Origin of the sequence: Streptomyces sp. NPDC028722 (assembly GCF_040637655.1) — a bacterium.
In the GTDB taxonomy this organism is placed as follows: domain Bacteria; phylum Actinomycetota; class Actinomycetes; order Streptomycetales; family Streptomycetaceae; genus Streptomyces.
In genome coordinates, this window is sequence record NZ_JBEZWU010000029.1 from 24,415 (window position 1) to 45,110 (window position 20,696).

13 protein-coding genes, 1 tRNA gene and 1 pseudogene are annotated in these 20,696 nt (G+C 72.3%); 11 read left to right on the forward strand and 4 right to left on the reverse strand.

The window, feature by feature from the left end; genetic code table 11:
* Positions 1–85 precede the first annotated feature (85 nt).
* Positions 86–158 (forward strand) — tRNA-Ala (locus AB0F03_RS31645).
* Between the two features lie 126 nt (positions 159–284).
* On the opposite strand, the gene AB0F03_RS31650 is transcribed toward AB0F03_RS31645, so the two are convergent.
* Positions 285–1,895, reverse strand: coding sequence for an NADH-ubiquinone oxidoreductase-F iron-sulfur binding region domain-containing protein (locus AB0F03_RS31650; protein WP_361998191.1), 1,611 nt, complete (start codon positions 1,893–1,895; stop codon positions 285–287).
* The gene (locus AB0F03_RS31655; RefSeq protein ID WP_361998193.1) at positions 1,896–3,194 is read right to left on the reverse strand and encodes a cytochrome b/b6 domain-containing protein; all 1,299 of its coding nucleotides are present in this window, start codon (positions 3,192–3,194) and stop codon (positions 1,896–1,898) included.
* A gap of 400 nt (positions 3,195–3,594) precedes the next feature.
* On the opposite strand from AB0F03_RS31655, the gene leuS reads away from it, so the two are divergent.
* The 8 genes and pseudogenes from leuS to holA all read left to right on the forward strand — a co-directional run bounded on the left by leuS (position 3,595) and on the right by holA (position 14,713).
* On the forward strand, positions 3,595–6,477 hold the full coding sequence (gene leuS / locus AB0F03_RS31660; protein ID WP_361998196.1) for a leucine--tRNA ligase: 2,883 nt from the start codon (positions 3,595–3,597) through the stop codon (positions 6,475–6,477).
* A 138-nt stretch (positions 6,478–6,615) separates the two neighbouring features.
* Complete coding sequence (locus AB0F03_RS31665; RefSeq protein ID WP_361998198.1) at positions 6,616–7,377, forward strand: hypothetical protein; 762 nt, start codon at positions 6,616–6,618, stop codon at positions 7,375–7,377.
* Between the two features lie 72 nt (positions 7,378–7,449).
* The gene (locus AB0F03_RS31670; RefSeq protein ID WP_361998201.1) at positions 7,450–8,295 is read left to right on the forward strand and encodes a DegV family protein; all 846 of its coding nucleotides are present in this window, start codon (positions 7,450–7,452) and stop codon (positions 8,293–8,295) included.
* Positions 8,296–8,442: 147 nt separating this feature from the next.
* Entirely contained in the window at positions 8,443–9,708 is a 1,266-nt protein-coding gene (locus AB0F03_RS31675; RefSeq protein WP_361998203.1) for a helix-hairpin-helix domain-containing protein, read from the forward strand.
* Positions 9,709–9,830: 122 nt separating this feature from the next.
* Positions 9,831–12,689, forward strand: a complete 2,859-nt coding sequence (locus tag AB0F03_RS31680; RefSeq protein WP_361998364.1) for a ComEC/Rec2 family competence protein — start codon at positions 9,831–9,833, stop codon at positions 12,687–12,689.
* Between the two features lie 63 nt (positions 12,690–12,752).
* A complete protein-coding gene (locus AB0F03_RS31685) occupies positions 12,753–12,998 on the forward strand; it encodes a hypothetical protein (protein ID WP_361998205.1) in 246 nt (81 codons plus the stop codon).
* Between the two features lie 199 nt (positions 12,999–13,197).
* Positions 13,198–13,647 (forward strand): annotated as a pseudogene (locus tag AB0F03_RS31690) (NAD(P)-dependent oxidoreductase); the annotation flags it as partial.
* Positions 13,648–13,723: 76 nt separating this feature from the next.
* Entirely contained in the window at positions 13,724–14,713 is a 990-nt protein-coding gene (holA, locus tag AB0F03_RS31695; protein ID WP_361998208.1) for a DNA polymerase III subunit delta, read from the forward strand.
* Positions 14,714–14,933: 220 nt separating this feature from the next.
* On the opposite strand, the gene AB0F03_RS31700 is transcribed toward holA, so the two are convergent.
* Entirely contained in the window at positions 14,934–15,674 is a 741-nt protein-coding gene (locus AB0F03_RS31700) for a class I SAM-dependent methyltransferase (protein ID WP_361998211.1), read from the reverse strand.
* Between the two features lie 380 nt (positions 15,675–16,054).
* Positions 16,055–16,321 carry a 30S ribosomal protein S20 gene (gene rpsT / locus AB0F03_RS31705; RefSeq protein WP_361998213.1) on the reverse strand — a complete coding sequence of 89 codons (267 nt, stop codon included), beginning with the start codon at positions 16,319–16,321 and terminating at the stop codon, positions 16,055–16,057.
* A 225-nt stretch (positions 16,322–16,546) separates the two neighbouring features.
* Between rpsT and lepA the strand changes: the two genes are divergently transcribed.
* Positions 16,547–18,421, forward strand: a complete 1,875-nt coding sequence (gene lepA, locus AB0F03_RS31710) for a translation elongation factor 4 (RefSeq protein WP_361998216.1) — start codon at positions 16,547–16,549, stop codon at positions 18,419–18,421.
* 262 nt (positions 18,422–18,683) lie between these two features.
* Positions 18,684–20,558, forward strand: a complete 1,875-nt coding sequence (locus tag AB0F03_RS31715) for a long-chain fatty acid--CoA ligase (protein WP_361998219.1) — start codon at positions 18,684–18,686, stop codon at positions 20,556–20,558.
* The last annotated feature ends 138 nt before the right edge of the window (positions 20,559–20,696 follow it).

Consider the following 20,696-nt stretch of genomic DNA (forward strand, 5'->3'; position numbering starts at 1 on the left):
CACCCCGGGGACCGTGTAATGTTGGCGTCGCCGCCGGGGAAACCGGGCGGAACGCAGAACGCGCGGTTCCACCGCGTGGCGGCAAGGGGCTATAGCTCAGTTGGTAGAGCGCCTGCATGGCATGCAGGAGGTCAGGAGTTCAATTCTCCTTAGCTCCACAGAAGTCGAAGGCGGACCATCCCACGGATGGTCCGCCTTCGGCGTGTTGCGACCTGTGCCGCACACCACAGGATCGCGTGAACGGCGGCGGGTCCAGCCGGTCCGGGTGACCCGCCGCCGTGCGCTCAGCGGCCCAGCGCGCGCCGGCCGCGCCCCTGGGACAGGACCGGCAGGTTGCGCGCCGGCGCCTGCCCCCGCGTGTCCTCCTCCAGGCGCAGCGCCAGCGCCGGACAGCGGCGCACCGCGCGCAGCGCCTTCGCCTCCGCGTACCGGGGCACCTGTGCCTGGGCGACGGTCGGGAAGCCGTCGGCGCCCAGTTCGAACACCTCCGGAAGGATGTCCGCGCACAGCCCGTGGCCCCGGCACAGCGTCCAGTCGACGTGGATCTTCTGGCGGCTGCCGCCGGCCTCCTCCGGCTCCGCGCCGCCCGGGATGCCCGTGGGGCCCCTGCCCCCCTCGAAGAGCGGCAGAACGCCCGCCACGGGTCGTCCGCAGCCGTTCCCGAGGACATGGGCGGCCAGGTCGTCGGTGAACGCCTTGACGGTCGATTCCAGGAACATCGCCGAGCCGTCCGGGTGGGAGCACGCCCCGCGCCGCTTGACGTTCTTCGCGACCTGCTTGAGCGCCTCCAGGGCGGCCGGTCCGCCGCCGTTGAGGATGTCCTCCAGCCCGCGCGCGGCGGCGGGCAGTCCGAGGTAGCAGGGGCCGCACTGGCCGGCGCTCTCCCCGGCCAGCCACTGCGCCACCCGCAGCGACTCGCCCAGCGGGCAGGTGTCCTGGCTGATCGGCAGGATCGCGCCCGCACCGAGCGAACCGCCCACCGCGTCCAGCGAGTTGCGGGAGACGATCGCTTCGTCGACCGTCGCCGCGTCGATCCACTTGCCGTGGTAACCGCCGGTCAGCACGCCCTGCGGCACCGGCGGGGCGCCCGCCAGCTGGAGCACGTAGCGCAGCGGCACGCCGGTCGGGACCTCGATCACCATCGGGCGGGCGACCGCGCCGGACACGGTGAGCATCACGGTGCCCGGCTCGTCGTACAGGCCGGTGTTGCCGTACCGCTCCGGGCCGATGCGGGCGGCGATGGCCAGCTGCGCGAACGTCTCCGCGTTCGACAGCAGCGTGGGCGCTCCGCCGACCCCGCTCTGCGAGGCGCTGATCTTGCGGCCGGGCGGGATCGCCGGGCCGCCGTCGACCGAGCGGATCAGCGAGGCGGCGGCGCCGGTGACCATGCGCACCGGATTGCGCTGCACCCACGCGCGCAGCGCCGACCTACGGCTGTTGCTCAGGCCCCGCTCGGCGAGCGCCGCCTCCATGGAGCGCTGGGTGGACTCCCGGGTGACCCCGATGACCAGGGTGCGCGCACCGAGCGCCTCCGCGCACAGCAGCGCGCCGTCCAGGATCAGGTGCGGGGCGCGGTTGATGAGCACCGTGTCCTTGCGGCAGGCGGGCTCGTCCTCGCTGCCGTTGACCACGACGACCGGCCGTACCCCGCGCTTGATCGCCGCCTCGGCGACCGAGCGCAGCTTCTTGTGGAAGGGGAAGCCGGCGCCGCCGCGGCCCCGGAGGTTGATGCCTTCGGAGAGCTGGGCGAGCTGCTCGCCGCCCAGCGGGTCGAGCGGCCCGTGCACCTTAAGGTGCATGGGGAGGTCGAGCCGCTCCACAAGGTCGAAGCCCGACGTGAGCTGGGGAAGCCCGACCACGCGGACCTCGGGGACGTCGGGCAGGGCCTCGTTCACTTAAAAGCCTCCGGAAGGCGTGTTCCAGGATTCGCCCGAACCCGGCGTGTCGTAGGACGTGCCGGGCAGCGTTTCGGTGGCGGGACCGCTGTTGTACGTGTCACTCGGGTTGTACGTGCCGTAGGGGCCGTTTGTCTCACCGGTGTCGTACACGTCACCTCCGCCGTATCCGCCGGCGCCCGGATTGCCGTAGACCGGGATGGTGTATCCGGTGTCCTGGAGCGGGTCGTACACGGACGGCGGGGCCTCGCCGACCGGTGGCGGGGACGGGACCGGCCAGCTGCCCGAGGTGCTGGAGGGGCCGTCCACGCGCGGGACGGCCTCCGTGGGCCGGAGGTCCAGCGGCAGGTCCATACGGGCCGTCTCGCCGGGCACGAACGGGCTGCCCGGGAACGCCCCGCCCGGGATGCCAGGCGTCGACACCGCGCGGTAGGCCGCCGCGAAACCCGCGGCAGGATCCGGCGCGGGGGCCGCGGGGGACTGGTACAGCGGCGCGGTGGAAGCCGCCGGTCCGGTGGGCGAGGGCTTCCCCTCCCGCCGGCTGCCGTAACCGGGCAGCGGCTCGGACGCCCGGGAGCGGCTCGCGTCCAGCTCGTCCAGTCCCGGCCGCTCGGAGCTGCCGAACAGCGCGACCAGCCGGTCGGCGACCTTGCGCTTGACCGGCCGCGGGGCGGCGCGCAGCGCGAGGGCGCCCATCACGCCGAGCAGGGACAGGCTGTAGAGGATCACGAAGACCGGCTTGGCCGCGCGACCCGCGTAGAGCCCGTGGACCAGCGCCGCGCACCAGGCCGGGTAGGCCAGCATGTGCATGGCTCGCCAGCGGGCGGCGACCGGAGCCGGGGCGGCGAAGTTGCTGCGCAGCGCGCCGGTGATGCCCACGAAGATCATCAGCAGGCCGGCCAGGGAGCCCAGGCCGATCAGGCCGCCGATCCCGGTGACGCCCAGCGAGAACGGGATGACCGCGGCGATCAGCTGGGTGTGGTCCAGCACGATCTTCGTGGTGATGTGCAGCAGCAGGAACGCGATCGAGGCGACCGCGGTCGTGCGGTGCACCGCCTGGCCGACGATCCGCTGCCGCGTGTTCAGGAAGATCCGGTCCTGCGCGAACAGGCCCCAGATCACCGAGCAGCTCAGCGAGACGAGGGACAGCACGCCCGCGCCGAAGTTCAGGAACTCGCGGAACTGGCTGCCTCCGACCAGCACGGCCACGGGTATCAGCAGCAGGACGACAGCGGACGCCACCCCGTAGGCCGAGCGGCCCGGTTTGGGGAGCGAGCTGGTACTACGACGAGGGTTCATGGGGGCAACTCCGAGCAGTTTCGGGAAAGCGGTCCCGCTGCCGCACTCTAGGTGGCGCCATACCGATCAGTACGGTTTTTCAGTCATCACGTTGTGATCAACGGACCATGCGACTGGAGCGGTTTCCCTGGGGGACGGTACGCCTGGTCATCGTTGACCTTCATTCAGTTCCGGCGGGCTGCGTGACATGTCCCTCAGGCATACGGAAGCGCGTCGCCGCTTGCTCAAGGGCTGCGGTACCCTAACGCCATGCGTGCCGTACGCCTTCTGCTTAGCGGGCCGCGCTGATCAGTACCGACCCGGCGGTGAGCCGTGAGGTCGGCATCGGCGCGGCGTCCCCTCCTGTGCGAGGGGCTTTTTCATTTCCGCGGGCAGAGACGATCGATGGAGCTTTGAGATCATGAGCGAGACGAACCCCGCTGCCACCGCCGCCGTGCCGGCGGATGCGGCGCCGCACCGCTACACGGCCGTCATGGCGGCCGAGATCGAGGCACGCTGGCAGGACTTCTGGGACGCCGACGGCACCTACGCGGCGCCGAATCCCACGGGCGACCTGGCGGGCGACCCCGAGCTGGTCGCCAGGCCCAAGAAGTTCGTCATGGACATGTTCCCCTACCCGTCCGGCGCCGGCCTGCACGTCGGCCACCCGCTGGGCTACATCGCCACCGACGTCTACGCCCGGTTCCAGCGCATGACCGGCCACAACGTCCTGCACACCCTGGGCTTCGACGCCTTCGGCCTGCCCGCCGAGCAGTACGCCGTGCAGACCGGCACGCACCCGCGCGTGTCCACCGAGGCCAACATCGAGAACATGAAGGCCCAGCTGCGCCGGCTGGGCCTGGGCCACGACAAGCGCCGGTCGTTCGCCACGATCGACCCGGAGTACTACAAGTGGACCCAGTGGATCTTCCTCCAGATCTTCAACTCCTGGTACGACGACGAGGCGGGCAAGGCCCGTCCGATCTCCGAGCTGATCGCCCGCTTCGAGTCCGGTGAGCGGCCGGTTCCGGGCACCACGCGCGCGTGGAACGAGCTGACCGCCGCCGAGCGCGCCGAGATCCTGGGCGAGTACCGCCTGGCCTACGCCTCCGACGCGCCCGTGAACTGGTGCCCCGGCCTGGGCACCGTGCTGGCCAACGAGGAGGTCACCGCCGACGGCCGCTCCGAGCGCGGCAACTTCCCGGTCTTCAAGTCCAAGCTGCGCCAGTGGAACATGCGCATCACCGCCTACGCCGACCGGCTGCTGGAGGACCTGGAGGAGCTGGACTGGCCCGAGGCCATCAAGCTCCAGCAGCGCAACTGGATCGGCCGCAGCGAGGGCGCCCGCGTCGGCTTCCCGATCGACGGCGAGCACATCACGGTCTTCACCACCCGCCCGGACACCCTGTTCGGCGCGACCTACATGGTGCTGGCCCCCGAACACCCGCTGGTCGAGAAGTTCACCGGCGAGACCTGGCCGGAGGGCACCCGCGAGGCGTGGACCGGCGGTCACGCGACCCCGGCCGAGGCCGTCGCCGCCTACCGCGCGCAGGCCGCCGCCAAGTCCGACGTCGAGCGGCAGGCCGAGGCCAAGGACAAGACCGGCGTCTTCATCGGCGCCTACGCCACCAACCCGGTCAACGGCGAGCAGGTCCCCGTCTTCATCGCCGACTACGTCCTGATGGGCTACGGCACCGGCGCGATCATGGCCGTCCCGGCACACGACGGCCGCGACTTCGAGTTCGCGCGCGCCTTCGAACTGCCGGTCGTCTGCGTGGTCGAGCCGACCGACGGCCGGGGCACGGACACCTCGGTGTGGGAGAACGCCTTCGCCTCGTACGACGCCAAGATCGTCAACTCCGCCAACGGCGACGTGTCCCTGGACGGCCTGGGCGTCGCCGAGGCCAAGGCCCGCATCACCGAGTGGCTGCGGGAGAAGGGCATCGGCGAGGGCACCGTCAACTTCCGGCTGCGCGACTGGCTGTTCAGCCGCCAGCGCTACTGGGGCGAGCCCTTCCCGATCGTCTACGACGAGGACGGCATCGCCCACGCGCTGCCCGAGTCGATGCTGCCGCTGGAGCTGCCCGAGGTCGAGGACTACAGCCCGCGCACCTTCGACCCGGACGACGCCGACACCCGGCCCGAGACGCCCCTGTCACGCAACGAGGACTGGGTCAACGTCACCCTGGACCTGGGCGACGGCCCCAGGAAGTACCGCCGCGAGACCAACACCATGCCCAACTGGGCCGGTTCCTGCTGGTACGAGTTCCGCTACCTGGACCCGCACAACGACCGGCAGCTGGTCGACCCCGAGGTCGAGCGGTACTGGATGGGCCCGCGCGCGGACCGGCCGCACGGCGGTGTCGACCTGTACGTCGGCGGCGCCGAGCACGCCGTACTGCACCTGCTGTACGCGCGCTTCTGGTCCAAGGTCCTGTACGACCTGGGACACGTCTCCTCCGCCGAGCCGTTCCACAAGCTGTACAACCAGGGCATGATCCAGGCCTACGTCTACCGCGACAGCCGCGGCATCGCCGTGCCCGCCGCCGAGGTGGAGGAGCGCGACGGCGCCTACTACTACGAGGGCGAGCAGGTCAGCCGCCTGCTGGGCAAGATGGGCAAGTCCCTGAAGAACGCGGTGACCCCGGACGAGATCTGCGCGGAGTACGGCGCCGACACACTGCGCCTGTACGAGATGGCCATGGGCCCGCTGGACGTCTCCCGCCCGTGGGACACGCGCGCGGTGGTCGGCCAGTTCCGGCTGCTCCAGCGGCTGTGGCGCAACATCGTCGACGAGAACACCGGCGAGGTCACGGTCACCGACGCCGAGCCCGACGAGCAGACCCTGCGCGCCCTGCACAAGGCCGTCGACGGCGTCCGCCAGGACCTGGAGGGCCTGCGCTTCAACACCGCCATCGCCAAGGTCACCGAGCTGAACAACCACCTGACCAAGGCCGGCACCGCGGTACCGCGGTCCGTGGCCGAGCCGCTGGTGCTGATGGTCGCCCCGTTGGCCCCGCACATCGCCGAGGAGCTGTGGCGCAGGCTGGGCCACACCGGATCGGTCGTGCACCGCGACTTCCCGGTCGCCGACCCGCGGTACGTGGTGGACGACACCGTGACCTGCGTCGTACAGATCAAGGGCAAGGTCAAGGCGCGTCTGGAGGTGTCGCCCGCCATCTCCGAGGAGGAGCTGGAGAAGGCGGCCCTGTCGGACGAGAAGGTCGTCGCGGCGCTGGGCGGCGCGGGCATCCGCAAGGTGATCGTGCGGGCCCCGAAGCTGGTGAACATCGTCCCGGCGTGATCATCGGATGCCGGACGGAACCGGCGTCGGGGTAGTCCCCTACGGGCAGGTTCGGGGTTCTCGCGGAACCCCGGGCCTGCTCGCAGCGTTTACCGTGGAGAGCGCGGCGGCCCGCCGTGCGAACCGAGGAGGAGCGTCATGGAAGTAGTGATCGCCGTGTTCGCCCTGCTCTTCCTGCTCTTCGTCGGCCTGGGCACGTACGCCACGGTCAAGGCGGTCGGCGCCGCCAGGCGTGGGGTCGACCGGACGATCGCGCAGGCCCGGCGCACGGTGGAGGACCACACCCTGCGCGCCAAGTCCTTCGCGCAGATCGGCCCGGCCGGTGAGATCGCCCAGCTGCGGCTCGCGCTGCGCACCTCCATGCGTGCCACGCAGGACGCCCTGCACGCGGGCGTCGCCGAGGACGAGTCGCTGAAGGAGTCCCTCGGCCTCTTCCAGCGGCTCAGCGCGCACGGATACGAACTGGACGCCGACCTCAAGCGCCTGGAGTCCGAGCCGGACCGGGCCACACTCGCCGAGCGCCTGCCCGGACTGCGCGAGCGCACCGAGCGCATCACCCGGTCCGCGGACTCCCTGCGCTGGGCCGTCCGCGACCGGGCCCGCCGCTTCGCCGACGACGACCTGGGCAGCCTCAGCGCCCAGATCGACATGGAAGCGGGCGCCCTGCGCCACTGGACGCGGACCGAGCCCGCCGAGGCACCCCCGCAGTGGCCCGAAGCGCCCGCCCCCTCGGCGTCCCACGGCGCGGCCACGCAGCAGACCTGGCCCCGCACACCGGGAGCCCGCCCCGCACCGGACTCCGGCCCCGCCGGGGAACCGGCCCCCGAGGCGATCGCCCCGCCGGCCGGGCGCACCTCCTTCCCCTGGCAGAAGAAGTCCCGTCCGGAGAAGACCACATGAGCGGACCGCTCCCCGCCCGCGCCGCACGGGCCGGGCTGCCGCACGAGCGCCCCGCCAGGTAACCTCCAGCTCATGTCCCGCCATGTCGCGATCGTCACCGATTCAACGGCCTACCTGCCGCCCCGGGCGATGGAGCGTCACGGCATCACCGCGGTCCCGCTGACCGTGGTCCTCGGCGACCGGGCCCTCGAAGAGGGCACCGAGATCTCCACGCGCTCCCTGGCCCAGGCGCTCCAGAAACGGCGCTCCGTCACCACCTCCCGCCCCAGCCCCCAGGTGTTCGCGGAGACCTACCGCCGGGTCGCCGCGGCCGGCGCCGACGGCATCGTCTCCCTGCACCTGTCCGCCGAGCTGTCCGGCACCTACGACGCGGCCGTCCTCGCCGCACGCGAGGCGCCGGTGCCCGTGCGGGTGGTGGACACCGGCATGATCGCCATGGCGCTCGGCTTCTGCGCGCTCACCGCCGCCGAGACCGCGGCGGCCGGCGGCACCGTGGACGAAGCCGTCACGGCCGCCGAGAAACGGGCCGCGGGCACCTCCGCCTACTTCTACGTCGACACCCTCGACTATCTGCGCCGAGGCGGCCGTATGGGAGCCGCGCAGGCCCTCTTCGGTTCGGCGCTCGCCGTGAAGCCCCTGCTCCAGCTGGACGGCGGGCGTATCGAGTTGCTGGAGAAGGTGCGCACGGCGTCCAGGGCGATCGCGCGCCTGGAGGAACTCGCCGCCGAGCGGGCGGCCGGCGCCGAGGTCGACATCGCCGTCCACCACCTCGCCGCCCCCGACCGTGCCGCCGCGCTCGCCGACCGGCTGCGGGTACGCGTCCCCGGGCTGGCCGACCTGCATGTCAGCGAGGTCGGAGCGGTGATCGGCGCACACACCGGGCCCGGGCTGCTCGGCGCGGTCGTCTCACTCCGCTGACACCGGGGCCGTCGTCCCCCCGGCCCGAACCTGGCTGCCGGGTACCGCCTCACTCGTGCGGGTGACGGAGTTCTCCACAACCAGGCAGTCATCCACCGGAATTGACCAAGATCATCGCGGGGTGGCCGATTGCCCCATCCTCGTCGCATGGCACTTCGATCACGTCCACGCACGGCGACGCCCACCAGCGGCCCCGGCCGCTCTCCGGCCTCCGACGGCCGCGTCCGCCATCGCCGCCCCGCCGGCCACGGCGGCACCCGCCACCGCCCGCCCGCACCGGCGGAGGAACTGCGCCGCCGCGCGGAGCTCCTCTTCGGCGAACGCGGCACGCCGTGGGGGGAGTCGGGAAACGCACCGCCACCACCGGACACTGCGGGGTCCGTGCGGACGGCGATGGCAGCAGCGACAGCGACAGCGACGGCGACGGGGCCGGCACCCGGCCTTTCCCGGGCGGCGACCCGGTCCGCGGCGAACCGGTCCGCGGCGACCTGGTCCGCGAAGGCGCCGGGACCGGGCATGGCACCCGCTCCGGCCGATGAGCCGTCTCCGGTGCCCGGCAACGCCTCGAATCCCCAACGGGCCGGTGAGGTCGGGTCGTCGGAGGCGGAAGACCCGGGTGTGCCGCAGGACCCAGGGAACTTGCGGGACTTGCGGGACTTGCGGGACCCGGCGGACGCGGGGGAGGCGGTTCCGGGCCGGTGGGAGCGGGCCGGGCTGGCACTGCGGGAACGGATGCCGGTATGGCTCCAGGCGCGGTACGCGGTGGAGCGGCGGGGGGTCCTGGCGCTCACCGTGCTGCTCGTGGCCGCCGCCGTCTTCGCCGTGCAGCACTTCTGGGCGGCCCGTCCTCAGCCCGTGAGCGCACCCCAGGTGGTGCGCGCGCAGCCGCCGTTCCACCAGGGGAGCCCGGAGGCCACGGCCGCGGCGGGCGGCGGTCCGTCGGCGACACCGGGCGCGGAGATCGTCGTGGATGTCAGCGGCAAGGTCCGCAAGCCGGGGATCCGGCGGTTGCCGGCCGGTGCCCGGGTGGCCGACGCGCTGCGGGCGGCGGGCGGAGTCCGGCCGGGTGTGAGCACGGAAGGTCTCAATCGCGCCCGCTTCCTGGTCGACGGGGAACAGGTCGTCGTCGGCGCCCCGAGGGCCGGGGCCGCCGCCCCGCCCGGCCCGGCCGCCGGAACGCTCACAGGCCCGCTCTCCGGACCGGCGGGCACGGGCCCCACACCGCCGGTCTCCCTCAACACCGCCACCGCGGACCAACTGGACGCCCTGCCCGGCGTCGGCCCGGTGCTGGCCCAGCACATCATCGACTACCGCTCCCAGCACGGCGGTTTCCGCTCGGTGGACGAGCTGCGCCAGGTCAACGGGATCGGCGACCGCCGCTTCACCGATCTGCGCGACCTGGTACGGCCATGAACAGCACACCGGACGGGGCGGGCCTGCGTGCCGGCCCGGATGAGCCCGGGGAGTCCGTGAAGCCTGGGCAGTCCGTGAACCCTGGGGAGTCCGCGAGCGCGGACCCGGGCCGGACGGACCCCCTGGACCTGCGGTTGGTACCGCCCGCGCTCGCGGCCTGGGCCACAGCGGCCCTGACCCTGGACGCGCCTCTGGCCTGGACCGTCGCGATCGTGGCCGTCTGTCTGGCCGGTGGAATCGCCCTGCTGTCGGTGCGGTGGCCGGCCGGGACCACGCGGGACGGCAGGGCAGACCCCACACCGGGGACCACCGGCCCGGCACCGGTGCGGCGAGCGGCGACGGGCGGCCCGGCACGGCCGGGAACAACGGCGACCACGGTGCCTGTGCGGGTCGGGCGGGTGGTGCCTGTGCGGGTCGGACAGGTGTCTGTACCGGCCGGGCGGGTGGTGCCTGTGTCGGGTGGGCGGGGGCCGGCGCAGGCGCCCGGTGGGCGGGGGGTGGTTGTCCGGCGGGCTGTACGTGAGGGGGACGCGGCGTGGGCGTGTGGCCGGTTCGGCTGGGCCCGTGCTCCCGTCGCCGCGGTGCTGCTCTGCGCCGCAGCGGCGGCCGTCTCCGCGGGGCTGCACGGGGCGGACGTCCGGCGTGGCCCGGTTCCCGAGCTGGCCCGGCGGTCCGCGACCGTGACCGCCGAGGTCGAGATCACCGGTGATCCCTGGCTGAGCAGGCCACGGGTGCGGGGCGACCAGGCGGCACCCGTGGCGGTGCTGGCCCGGGCGGAGGTGCGGGGCGTCGAGGAGGCCGACGGTACGCGGGTGCGGACACGTACCCCGGTGCTGCTGATCGTCGACACGGACGTCCCGGCACCCGTGGAACGCGCCGGGGACGACCGAGGTCCAGCACCGCCGGCCGCTGGACGCGAAGGGCCGGCCGGACGCCAGGGGCCCGCCGGACGCGAGAGGCCCGCCGGGCGCGAAGGGCCTGCCGGGCGCGCGGCCTGGCTCGGGCTGACGCCGTCCACGCGGCTGCGGGTGAGCGGGCGGCTGGCGCCCGCGCTGACCGGCGGTGACCGTACCGCGGCCGTGCTGCGGGTGCGGGGCCGGCCGGAGCCGCCGCGCGTCGTGGCGGGGCCGAGCGGCCCGCAACGACTGGCGGCGTGGCTCAGGGCCGGCCTGCGGAAGGCGACCGACGGCCTGCCCGCGGACGCGCGGGCACTGCTGCCCGGGCTGGTCGTCGGGGACACCTCACGGATCACGCCCGAGCTGGAGGATGCCTTCGACAGAACGGACCTGGCGCACACGCTCGCTGTCTCGGGCAGCAACCTCACCATCCTGCTCGCGCTGCTCATCGGGCCACCCGGACTGGCCCGACGGGCCGAGCGCCGTGGACTGGCCCCGCGACTGGGGCTCTCGCTGCGGGTGACGGCCCTGCTCGCGGGAGCGCTGACGCTGGGCTTCGTGATCGTGTGCCGGCCCGACCCCAGCGTCCTGCGGGCCGCCGCCTGTGGCGCGGTCGCGCTGCTCGCCCTGGCCACCGGGCGCCGGGGATCACTCGTACCGGCCCTGGCCACGGCCGTCCTGCTGCTGGTGCTGTACGACCCGTGGCTGGCCCGCAGTTACGGCTTCCTGCTGTCGGTCCTGGCCACCGGCGCGCTGCTCGTGCTGGCGCCGGGCTGGAGCGCGGCGCTGCGGCAGCGCCGGGTGCCGCCGCGGTTTGCCGAGGCCCTGGCGGCGGCAGCCGCCGCGCAGGCGGTCTGCGCGCCGGTCGTGGTGGTGCTGTCGGCCCGGGTGAGTCTGGTGGCGGTGCCGTGCAACCTGTTGGCCGAGATGGCGGTGGCACCGGCCACGGTCCTGGGGTTCGCGGCGCTCGCGACGGCACCGGTGGTGATGCCGGTGGCCAGGGCGCTGGCGTGGTGCGCGAGTTGGCCGGCCGGCTGGATCGCGGGGGTGGCCCGGACCGGAGCCGCGCTGCCCGGCGCGGGTGTGGACTGGCCGGGGAGCTGGCCGGGGGCGCTGCTGCTCGCCGCGGTCACCGTGGTGGTCGTCCTGGCCGGCCGCCGACTGGTGCGGCAACCGTGGTGGTGCGGGGTGCTCGGGGTGCTGCTCGTGCTGCTGGTGACGCGGCCGGCACCGCTGACCCGGGTGATCACGGGGTGGCCGCCGCCGGGCTGGCGGTTCGCGATGTGCGATGTGGGACAGGGTGACGCGACCGTGCTGGCGGCGGGCGACGGCGCCGGGGTGGTCGTCGACGCCGGGCCCGATCCGGTGCTGGTCGACCGGTGCCTGACACGGCTGGGCATCACCCGCATCCCCTTGCTGGTGCTGACCCACTTCCACGCCGACCATGTCGCGGGACTGCCGGGCGTCCTGCGGGGCCGTTCGGTGGCCGCGATCGAGACCACCGGGTTCGCGGAACCGGCCGCACAGGCCGAGTTCGTCAGGAGGGAGGCAGCCGGACGGCATATTCCGGTCACCACGGCCGTCGCCGGAGAGGAGCGGCGCGCCGGGCCGCTCGCCTGGCGGGCCCTGTGGCCGCCGGAGAGCGCACCGTCTCCCCCCGGCGTGCGCGCGTCCCCGGCCCGGCCGGGCGCCGTCCCGCAACCGGAGGGGCCGAACGATGCCAGCGTGGCTCTGCTCGTACGCACCGGCGGGCTGCGGCTGCTGCTGCTCGGAGACCTCGAACCTCCGTCTCAGCAAGCGCTGTTGCGGTCTCCGGCGACGGCCGGGCTGGCCGGGGTGGACGTGCTGAAGGTGGCCCACCACGGCTCGGCCCACCAGGACCCCGAGCTGATACGGCTCGTGGCACCCCGGGTGGCCCTCGTCTCCGCCGGCGCCGACAATCCGTACGGCCACCCGGCGCCGACGACCGTGGCAGCGCTGCGGGCCGGCGGCGCGGTGGTGCTGCGCACGGACCGGGACGGCGGGCTGGCGGTCGGCGGCACCGGAGGGACGGACGGGGAGATGCGGGTGACGAGAGAACGCTGAGAGGGGCTGGGCGGAGGCCTGACCTGGCGCTCGGGGTGTGGCCCGGTGCCGGAGAATGGGTCCGTGAGCGATGTGAGACACGTGCTGGTGCTGCCCGACCGTGACGCCGCGGAGGAGGTGACCGAGGCGCTCAGGGAACGGTTCGGCACCGACGAGGAACCGCGACTCGTCCGGGACGCCCTGGCCGGCGAGGACGACGCCGAGGACGCCCAGTGGCTGCTGCTCCTGCGCGACGAGAAGGAGCGGCTCGATCCCGCCGAGCTGGACGCGTTCGCGGGGGAGTGGGAGGGCTGGCGCGAGGAGCCGTGACCTGGGCGGCGGCCTCTGTCCGCGGGGAGTCGTGTCTCGGGGAGCACGACGGACGCCGTGGGCGACTCCGGTGTCGATCGGGCCGCTTGAGCCCTTCATCAGCGCGGTGGCCCGCTGCCTCGCCCTCAGCGGGGCCGCGCCCGCACGGGGTGGGGTGGATGCTCAGATGAGTGAGGTCTCCACTGTGTCGATGGAGAGCCACCTGGCGACGTTGGCACTGCTCGGAACACCGAAGCACCTGGGCAGGGACCCGGGTCTCGCCCAGATGATGTACCAAGCCCAGCTCGCGGTGTTCCTCACCACCCTGTCCGGGCTGATGCACGCCACCGCGATGCTGGGCACCGCGGGAATGAAGGCTGGGGAAGCGCTGCCGGAACTGCTCTCCTCCGCCGACTCGATCGGCGCCGTCCTGAGGGCCGGCGAAGAGAACCCCGGCGCCGCGCTGGACGCCGGGGAGCATCCCGGTGACCTCAGTACGGTCACCATGATGGGTGCGACGTCCGACCACATCGTCGAGACCAGCACGTCGCTCGGCCTCGACCTCGCGCTCCCCCTGGCCGTTCAGGCCCACTATCGGCGTGCGATCACGGACGGACACGGCGGTGACAACTGGACCCGCATCATCGACGGCATCCGAGAGCCGCGCTGACCGACCGGGGGCCGGGGCCGGGGCCGGTCGGCTTCGGGCCGGTTCGGTGTCAGTGGCCCGTGGGATGCTTGGGGCGATGGCAAGGAAAACTGCGAATGACGCCCCTCTCGCCCCGGTGACCCTTGCCGTGGGCCAGGAGGATCTCCTGCTCGACCGTGCCGTGCGGGAGGTGGTGGCCGCCGCCAGGGCCGCCGACGCCGACACGGACGTGCGTGACCTGACCTCCGACCAGCTACAGCCCGGCACCCTCGCCGAGCTGACCAGCCCGTCGCTCTTCGCCGAGCGCAAGGTCGTGGTCGTACGCGATGCGCAGGACCTGTCCGCCGACACGGTCAAGGACGTGAAGGCGTACCTCGGTTCGCCCGCCGAGGAGATCACCCTCGTGCTGTTGCACGCCGGCGGCGCCAAGGGGAAGGGGCTGCTGGACGCCGCGCGCAAGGCGGGTGCGCGTGAGGTGGCCTGCCCGAAGATGACCAAGCCGGCGGACCGGCTGGCGTTCGTGCGGGGGGAGTTCCGCTCGACCGGGCGGTCGGCCACCCCGGAGGCCTGCCAGGCGCTCTGCGACGCCATCGGGAGCGACCTGAGGGAGTTGGCCTCGGCGGTGTCGCAGCTGGTGGCCGACGTGGAGGGCACGATCGACGAGACGGTCGTCGGGCGGTACTACACCGGGCGGGCCGAGGCCTCCAGCTTCACGGTCGCCGACCGGGCCGTGGAAGGGCGTACGGCGGAGGCGCTGGAGGCGCTCAGGTGGTCGCTGGCGACGGGAGTGGCGCCGGTGCTGATCACCAGTGCGCTGGCGCAGGGTGTGCGAGCGATCGGGAAGCTGTCCTCCGCGCGCGGCGGACGGCCGGCCGATCTGGCGCGTGAGCTGGGGATGCCGCCGTGGAAGATCGACCGGGTCCGGCAGCAGATGCGGGGATGGACACCCGACGGTGTCGCGCTGGCGATGCGCGCGGTCGCCGAGGCCGACGCGGGTGTGAAGGGCGGCGGCGACGACCCGGAGTACGCCTTGGAGAAGGCGGTCGTGACGATCGCCCGGGCGGCACGCTCCAGGGGCCGGGGCTGAGCAGACGCGGACCGGGCCGGCCTGGAACCGGGCCAAGAACCGGCGGTCGGGTCCGGAATCATCTGAACCCCTGATCACTGACGCCGCCGGTCTCCCGCTCGCCGCCACCTCCACCGGCGGCAGCGCCTCGCCGGCCGGGGCACCGGGCATGGCCTCCGGGCCGGACACCGCACGCCGATCGTGGAGCGAACGGCTTGTGCCGACGGCCCGGTGGCCGGCCTCAGACCGGCTTGCGCCACACGGAGATGTGCTTCGTGGAGTCCTGGGTGAACGGCGTCCCGTGCCAGTCCGCGACGCGACGCTCCAGTTCGAGCCCGGCGATACGTGCCATCAGATCGAGCTCGGCCGGCCAGGCGTACCGGTGCCGGGAGGTGCCGCGGCGGTAGCGGCCGTCCTCGCGGTCACGGGTGAAGTGGTGCGAGACGAGAATCTGTTCGACCAGGTCGAAGGTGTCGAAGCCGAGATGCCGCTCGGAGACGTCGAACGGCACCGCGACCTGACCGGGCGGCAGGAGCCGCAGCGGCGGCAGGCCCAGCTCGATGACGAAACGGCCGCCGGGCCGCAGATGACGTGCGGCGTTGCGGAAGCACTCGACCTGCTCGTCCTGCGTGAGCAGGTTCGTGATGGTGTTGTAGACGAGGTAGACCAGGGCGAACTCGCCGGGGACGACGGTCGTGGCCATGTCCCCGATGGCCACCGGGAGCGTGTCCTCGTCGATCTTGCGCCGCAGGACCGCGGCCATGTGCTCGGACAGTTCGATGCCCGCCACCGGCACGCCGCGTTCCCGGAGCGGGACGCCCACCCGGCCGGTTCCGATGGCGAACTCCAGTGCCCGGCCGTCTCCGGCCAGCTCGGTGAGGAAGGCGAGAGTCGGTTCGAGAACAGAGGCCGAGGACATCTCGGTCTCCTCGGCGTCGTAGCGGTCGGCGGTCGCACGGGTCCACAGCTCGCTGCTGGTCACGGGCGGTCACTCTGCCGGTTGTGGAGGGGCGCTGTCGACGCATTTACCTCCCACCGGCTCCGACCACGGCTCCGCCCACCGCCCCGGACCCCCGGCTCCGCCCACCGGCTCCGACCACGGTCCGACCACCGCCTCGGACCCCCGGCTCCGACCACCGCCTCGGACCCTCGGCTCCGACCACCGTTCCGGTAGGAAATGCACATGCCGAAGGCCCCGGCGTCCGCCCTGGGGAAGGGCGGGGGCCGGGGCCTGGGTACCAAGCTGTGTGAGCCCGTACCCGCGTGGCGAACGCAGGCCGCGTACAGGCTCGGGGTGCCGGACGGGAGCGGAGAGAGAGGGCCCGCTCTGGGTCCTTCCGGCGGTCAGATCAGAGAGGGGGTTCAGCCCTTGAGGGCCGTGACCTTGGAAGCGAGCGCCGACTTCTTGTTGGCGGCCTGGTTCTTGTGGATGACGCCCTTCGAGACGGCCTTGTCGAGCGCACGCGCGGCAGCGCGCTGGAGCTCGGTGGCCTTCTCGACGTCACCCGCGGCAGCGGCCTCGCGAGCCTTGCGGACCGCGGTCTTCAGGGAAGACTTGACGGCCTTGTTGCGCAGCCGGGCCTTCTCGTTGGTCTTGATCCGCTTGATCTGGGACTTGATGTTCGCCACGAAGGAGCCTTTTCAGGTTCAGGAGCGGGGCCGTGAGGGTCCCGCTCCGGTGATCCAAACTTGTCTGTCGCGCCTCGCGCTGAGAGGGCATGAGGCACAGCCGTCTACAGTACCAGTGGCCCTCCGGGCGGCCCAAAACGGCCCCCGGTCCCTCCCCGTGGGACCATGGAGACTACGTATCGATCCGACCCGAGGCATAAGGCGCCTCAAGAGACAGGACCCTGCGTGCCCGCGACCCCTAACCATGCGCCCGAGCCGAGCCGTACCGACCCGGCTCAGATCCGCAACTTCTGCATCATCGCGCACATCGACCACGGCAAGTCCACGCTCGCCGACCGGATGCTCCAGCTGACCGGTGTGGTCGAGCAGCGGCAGATGCGTGCTCAGTACCTCGACCGGATGGACATCGAGCGCGAGCGCGGTATCACGATCAAGTCCCAGGCGGTGCGTCTGCCCTGGGCCCCGACCGAGGGCCCCGACCAGGGCACGACGCACATCCTCAACATGATCGACACCCCGGGGCACGTCGACTTCACGTACGAGGTCTCGCGGTCGCTGGCCGCCTGCGAGGGCACCGTCCTCCTCGTCGACGCCGCCCAGGGCATCGAGGCGCAGACCCTCGCCAACCTCTACCTGGCGATGGAGAACGACCTCACGATCATCCCGGTGCTGAACAAGATCGACCTGCCGGCCGCGCAGCCGGAGAAGTTCGCCGAGGAGCTGGCGAACCTGGTCGGCTGTGACCCGGACGACGTGCTGAAGGTCTCCGCGAAGACCGGCTTCGGCGTGGACGTGCTGCTGAACAAGGTCGTCAAGGAGATCCCGGCGCCGGTCGGCGTCGCCGACGCGCCCGCCCGCGCGATGATCTTCGACTCGGTCTACGACTCCTACCGCGGTGTCGTGACGTACGTCCGTGTCATCGACGGTCAGCTCAACCGGCGCGAGCGCATCAGGATGATGTCGACGGGCGCCACCCACGAGCTGCTGGAGATCGGCACCAACTCGCCCGAGATGCTGCCTGCGGACGGCCTCGGCGTCGGCGAGGTGGGCTATCTGATCACCGGTGTGAAGGACGTCCGCCAGTCCAAGGTCGGTGACACCGTCACCAGCCAGCACAAGGGCGCCACCGAGGCGCTCGGCGGCTACAAGGACCCGAAGCCGATGGTCTTCTCGGGTCTGTATCCGCTCGACGGCTCGGACTACCCGGAGCTGCGTGAGGCGCTGGACAAGCTCCAGCTCAACGACGCGGCCCTGGTCTACGAGCCGGAGACCTCCGCCGCCCTCGGCTTCGGTTTCCGCGTCGGCTTCCTCGGCCTGCTCCACCTCGACGTGATCCGGGAGCGGCTGGAGCGCGAGTTCGGCCTCGACCTGATCGCCACCGCCCCGAACGTGGTCTACCGCGTGATCCTGGAGGACGGCAGCGAGATCACGGTCACCAACCCCAGCGAGTTCCCCGAGGGGAAGATCGATGAGGTCTTCGAGCCGGTCGTGCGGGCCACGATCCTCGCGCCCACGGAGTTCATCGGTGCGATCATGGAGCTGTGCCAGACCCGGCGCGGCACCCTGCTCGGCATGGACTACCTCTCCGAGGACCGCGTCGAGATCCGCTACACCCTCCCGCTCGCGGAGATCGTCTTCGACTTCTTCGACCAGCTGAAGTCCAAGACGCGCGGTTACGCCTCGCTGGACTACGAGCCCACGGGCGAGCAGAGCAGCTCGCTGGTCAAGGTCGACATCCTGCTGCACGGCGACAAGGTGGACGCGTTCTCGGCGATCACCCACAAGGACCAGGCGTACGCGTACGGCGTGCGGCTCGTCGCCAAGCTCAAGGAGCTGATCCCGCGGCAGAACTTCGAGGTGCCGGTGCAGGCCGCCATCGGCTCCCGGGTCATCGCCCGCGAGACCATCCGCGCCATCCGCAAGGACGTCCTCGCCAAGTGCTACGGCGGTGACATCTCCCGGAAGCGGAAGCTGCTGGAGAAGCAGAAGGAAGGCAAGAAGCGGATGAAGATGGTGGGTTCCGTGGAGGTTCCGCAGGAAGCCTTCATCGCCGTCCTGTCCAGCGATGACAGTGCGGGGTCGGTCAAGGGCAAGAAGTAACCAGAGGTAACAGCGGGTTACGTCCGTAAACCGGGCACTTGGGGGCTCGCCGTGCGAAAGCGCGGCGGGCCCCTGCGCGTGCGCGGCGTCACGATGAGGGGAAAGTGACAGGCCGATGCCCCTTACGCAGCGGCCGGTCGCCCCTTACTCTGATCCCTGCTCGATAGTTACTCGCGAGTTAAACAAGCAACCCGAACCCCCACCGTGAGTTAACCCAGCCGCACCGAGTTCGCCGCACCGTCGCGGGCCCCCGGAGGATGTCGTGAGCGACACACAGACCCTGATCGAGACCCGTCCGCCCTCCGTGGCGGCCCTCTTCCTGGAGCGCGTCGCGGCCACACCGGACGCGGAGGCCTACCGCTACCCCGTACCGGCGGCCTCCGGCCAGGGCCCCGACGACTGGAAGTCGCTGAGCTGGGCCCAGGCGGCCGACCGGGTGCACGCGATCGCGGCCGGCCTCATCGAGCTGGGCATCCAGCCCGAGCAGCGGGTGGCGCTCGCCTCCTCCACCCGCGTCGAGTGGATCCTCGCCGACCTGGGCATCATGTGTGCCGGCGGCGCCACCACCACGATCTACCCGCAGACCAACGCCGACGAGTCCGCGTTCATCCTGTCGGACTCCGAGAGCCGGATCCTGATCGCCGAGGACGCGGCCCAGCTCGCCAAGGCCGTGGAGAAGCGCGCCGAGCTGCCCGCGCTGACCAAGGTGGTGGTCGTCGACCCGGCCGGCGTCGAGACCAACGACTGGGTGACCACCCTCGCCGAGCTGGAGGAGCGCGGCAACGCCTACCTGGAGGCGCACCCGCAGCTGATCAAGGAGCGGGTCGGCGCGATCACCAGGGACCAGCTCGCCACCCTCATCTACACCTCCGGCACCACCGGCCGCCCCAAGGGCGTGCGCCTGCCGCACGACAACTGGGCGTACATGGCGCGGGCGATCGCGTCGACCGGCCTGGTCACCGTCGACGACGTGCAGTACCTGTGGCTGCCGCTCGCGCACGTCTTCGGCAAGGTGCTCACGTCCGGGCAGATCGAGGTCGGGCACGTCACCGCCGTCGACGGCCGTGTCGACAAGATCATCGAGAATCTTCCGGTGGTGCGGCCGACGTACATGGCGGCCGTGCCGCGCATCTTCGAGAAGGTCTACAACGGCGTCGCGGCCAAGGCCCGCGAGGGCGGCGCGGCGAAGTACAAGGTGTTCCAGTGGGCGGCCGAGGTCGCCCGCGAGTACGCCAAGGCCAGCCAGGACAACTTCCGGCGCACCGGCACCGCCTCCGTGCCCTTCGGCCTCGCCGCCCGGCACAAGGTCGCCGACACCCTCGTCTACGGCAAGCTCCGCGAGGCCTTCGGCGGCCGGCTGCGCGCCTGTGTCTCCGGCGCCTCCGCGCTCTCCCCGGAGATCGGGTTCTTCTTCGCCGGCGCCGGCATCCACATCCTTGAGGGCTACGGCCTCACGGAGACGTCCGCCGCCTCCTTCGTCAACCCCGGTGAGGCCTACCGCACCGGTACGGTCGGCAAGCCGCTGCCCGGCACCGAGGTGCGCATCGCCGACGACGGCGAGATCCTGCTGCGCGGTCCCGGCGTCATGGAGGGCTACCACCAGCAGCCCGGGAAGACCGCCGAGGTGCTGGAGTCCGACGGCTGGTTCCACACCGGCGACATCGGTGAACTCTCGCCCGACGGCTATCTGCGCATCACCGACCGCAAGAAGGACCTCATCAAGACCTCCGGCGGCAAGTACGTCGCGCCGGCCGAGGTCGAGGGCCAGTTCAAGGCGGTCTGCCCGTACGTCTCCAACATCCTGGTGCACGGCGCCGACCGGAACTACTGCACCGCCCTCATCGCCCTGGACGAACTCGCGATCCAGGACTGGGCGAAGGACAACGGCCTGGAGGGCAGGCCGTACGCGGAGATCGTCGCCGCGCCGCAGACGGTGGAGATGGTCGACGGGTACGTCCGGGAGCTCAACACCGGGCTCCAGCGCTGGCAGACCATCAAGAAGTTCCGGCTGCTGCCGCGCGACCTCGACGTGGAGCACGGCGAGATCACGCCGAGCCTGAAGCTGAAGCGTCCGGTGGTGGAGCGGGAGTACCGGCACCTCATCGACGAGATGTACGCGGGGACGCGGGAGCAGTAGGGCCACCGCAGGAGGGACAACCGCCGCCGGGCCCCGGCGGCGGCTGCCCGCCCCCACCCGGCCCCGCGGGCGGCCCGGCGACGCGCCCGCCCCCACCCGCCCCAGCCGAAGCGCCCGCCCCACCGGCCCCCGCCGAAG

What these genes read in the sequence shown, in the direction of transcription:
- AB0F03_RS31655 (WP_361998193.1), bottom strand. Translation starts at nt 3,194, where the DNA reads ATGAACCCTCGTCGTAGTACCAGCTCGCTCCCCAAACCGGGCCGCTCG.
- leuS (WP_361998196.1), top strand. Translation starts at nt 3,595, where the DNA reads ATGAGCGAGACGAACCCCGCTGCCACCGCCGCCGTGCCGGCGGATGCG.
- AB0F03_RS31665 (WP_361998198.1), top strand. Translation starts at nt 6,616, where the DNA reads ATGGAAGTAGTGATCGCCGTGTTCGCCCTGCTCTTCCTGCTCTTCGTC.
- AB0F03_RS31670 (WP_361998201.1), top strand. Translation starts at nt 7,450, where the DNA reads ATGTCCCGCCATGTCGCGATCGTCACCGATTCAACGGCCTACCTGCCG.
- AB0F03_RS31675 (WP_361998203.1), top strand. Translation starts at nt 8,443, where the DNA reads ATGGCACTTCGATCACGTCCACGCACGGCGACGCCCACCAGCGGCCCC.
- holA (WP_361998208.1), top strand. Translation starts at nt 13,724, where the DNA reads ATGGCAAGGAAAACTGCGAATGACGCCCCTCTCGCCCCGGTGACCCTT.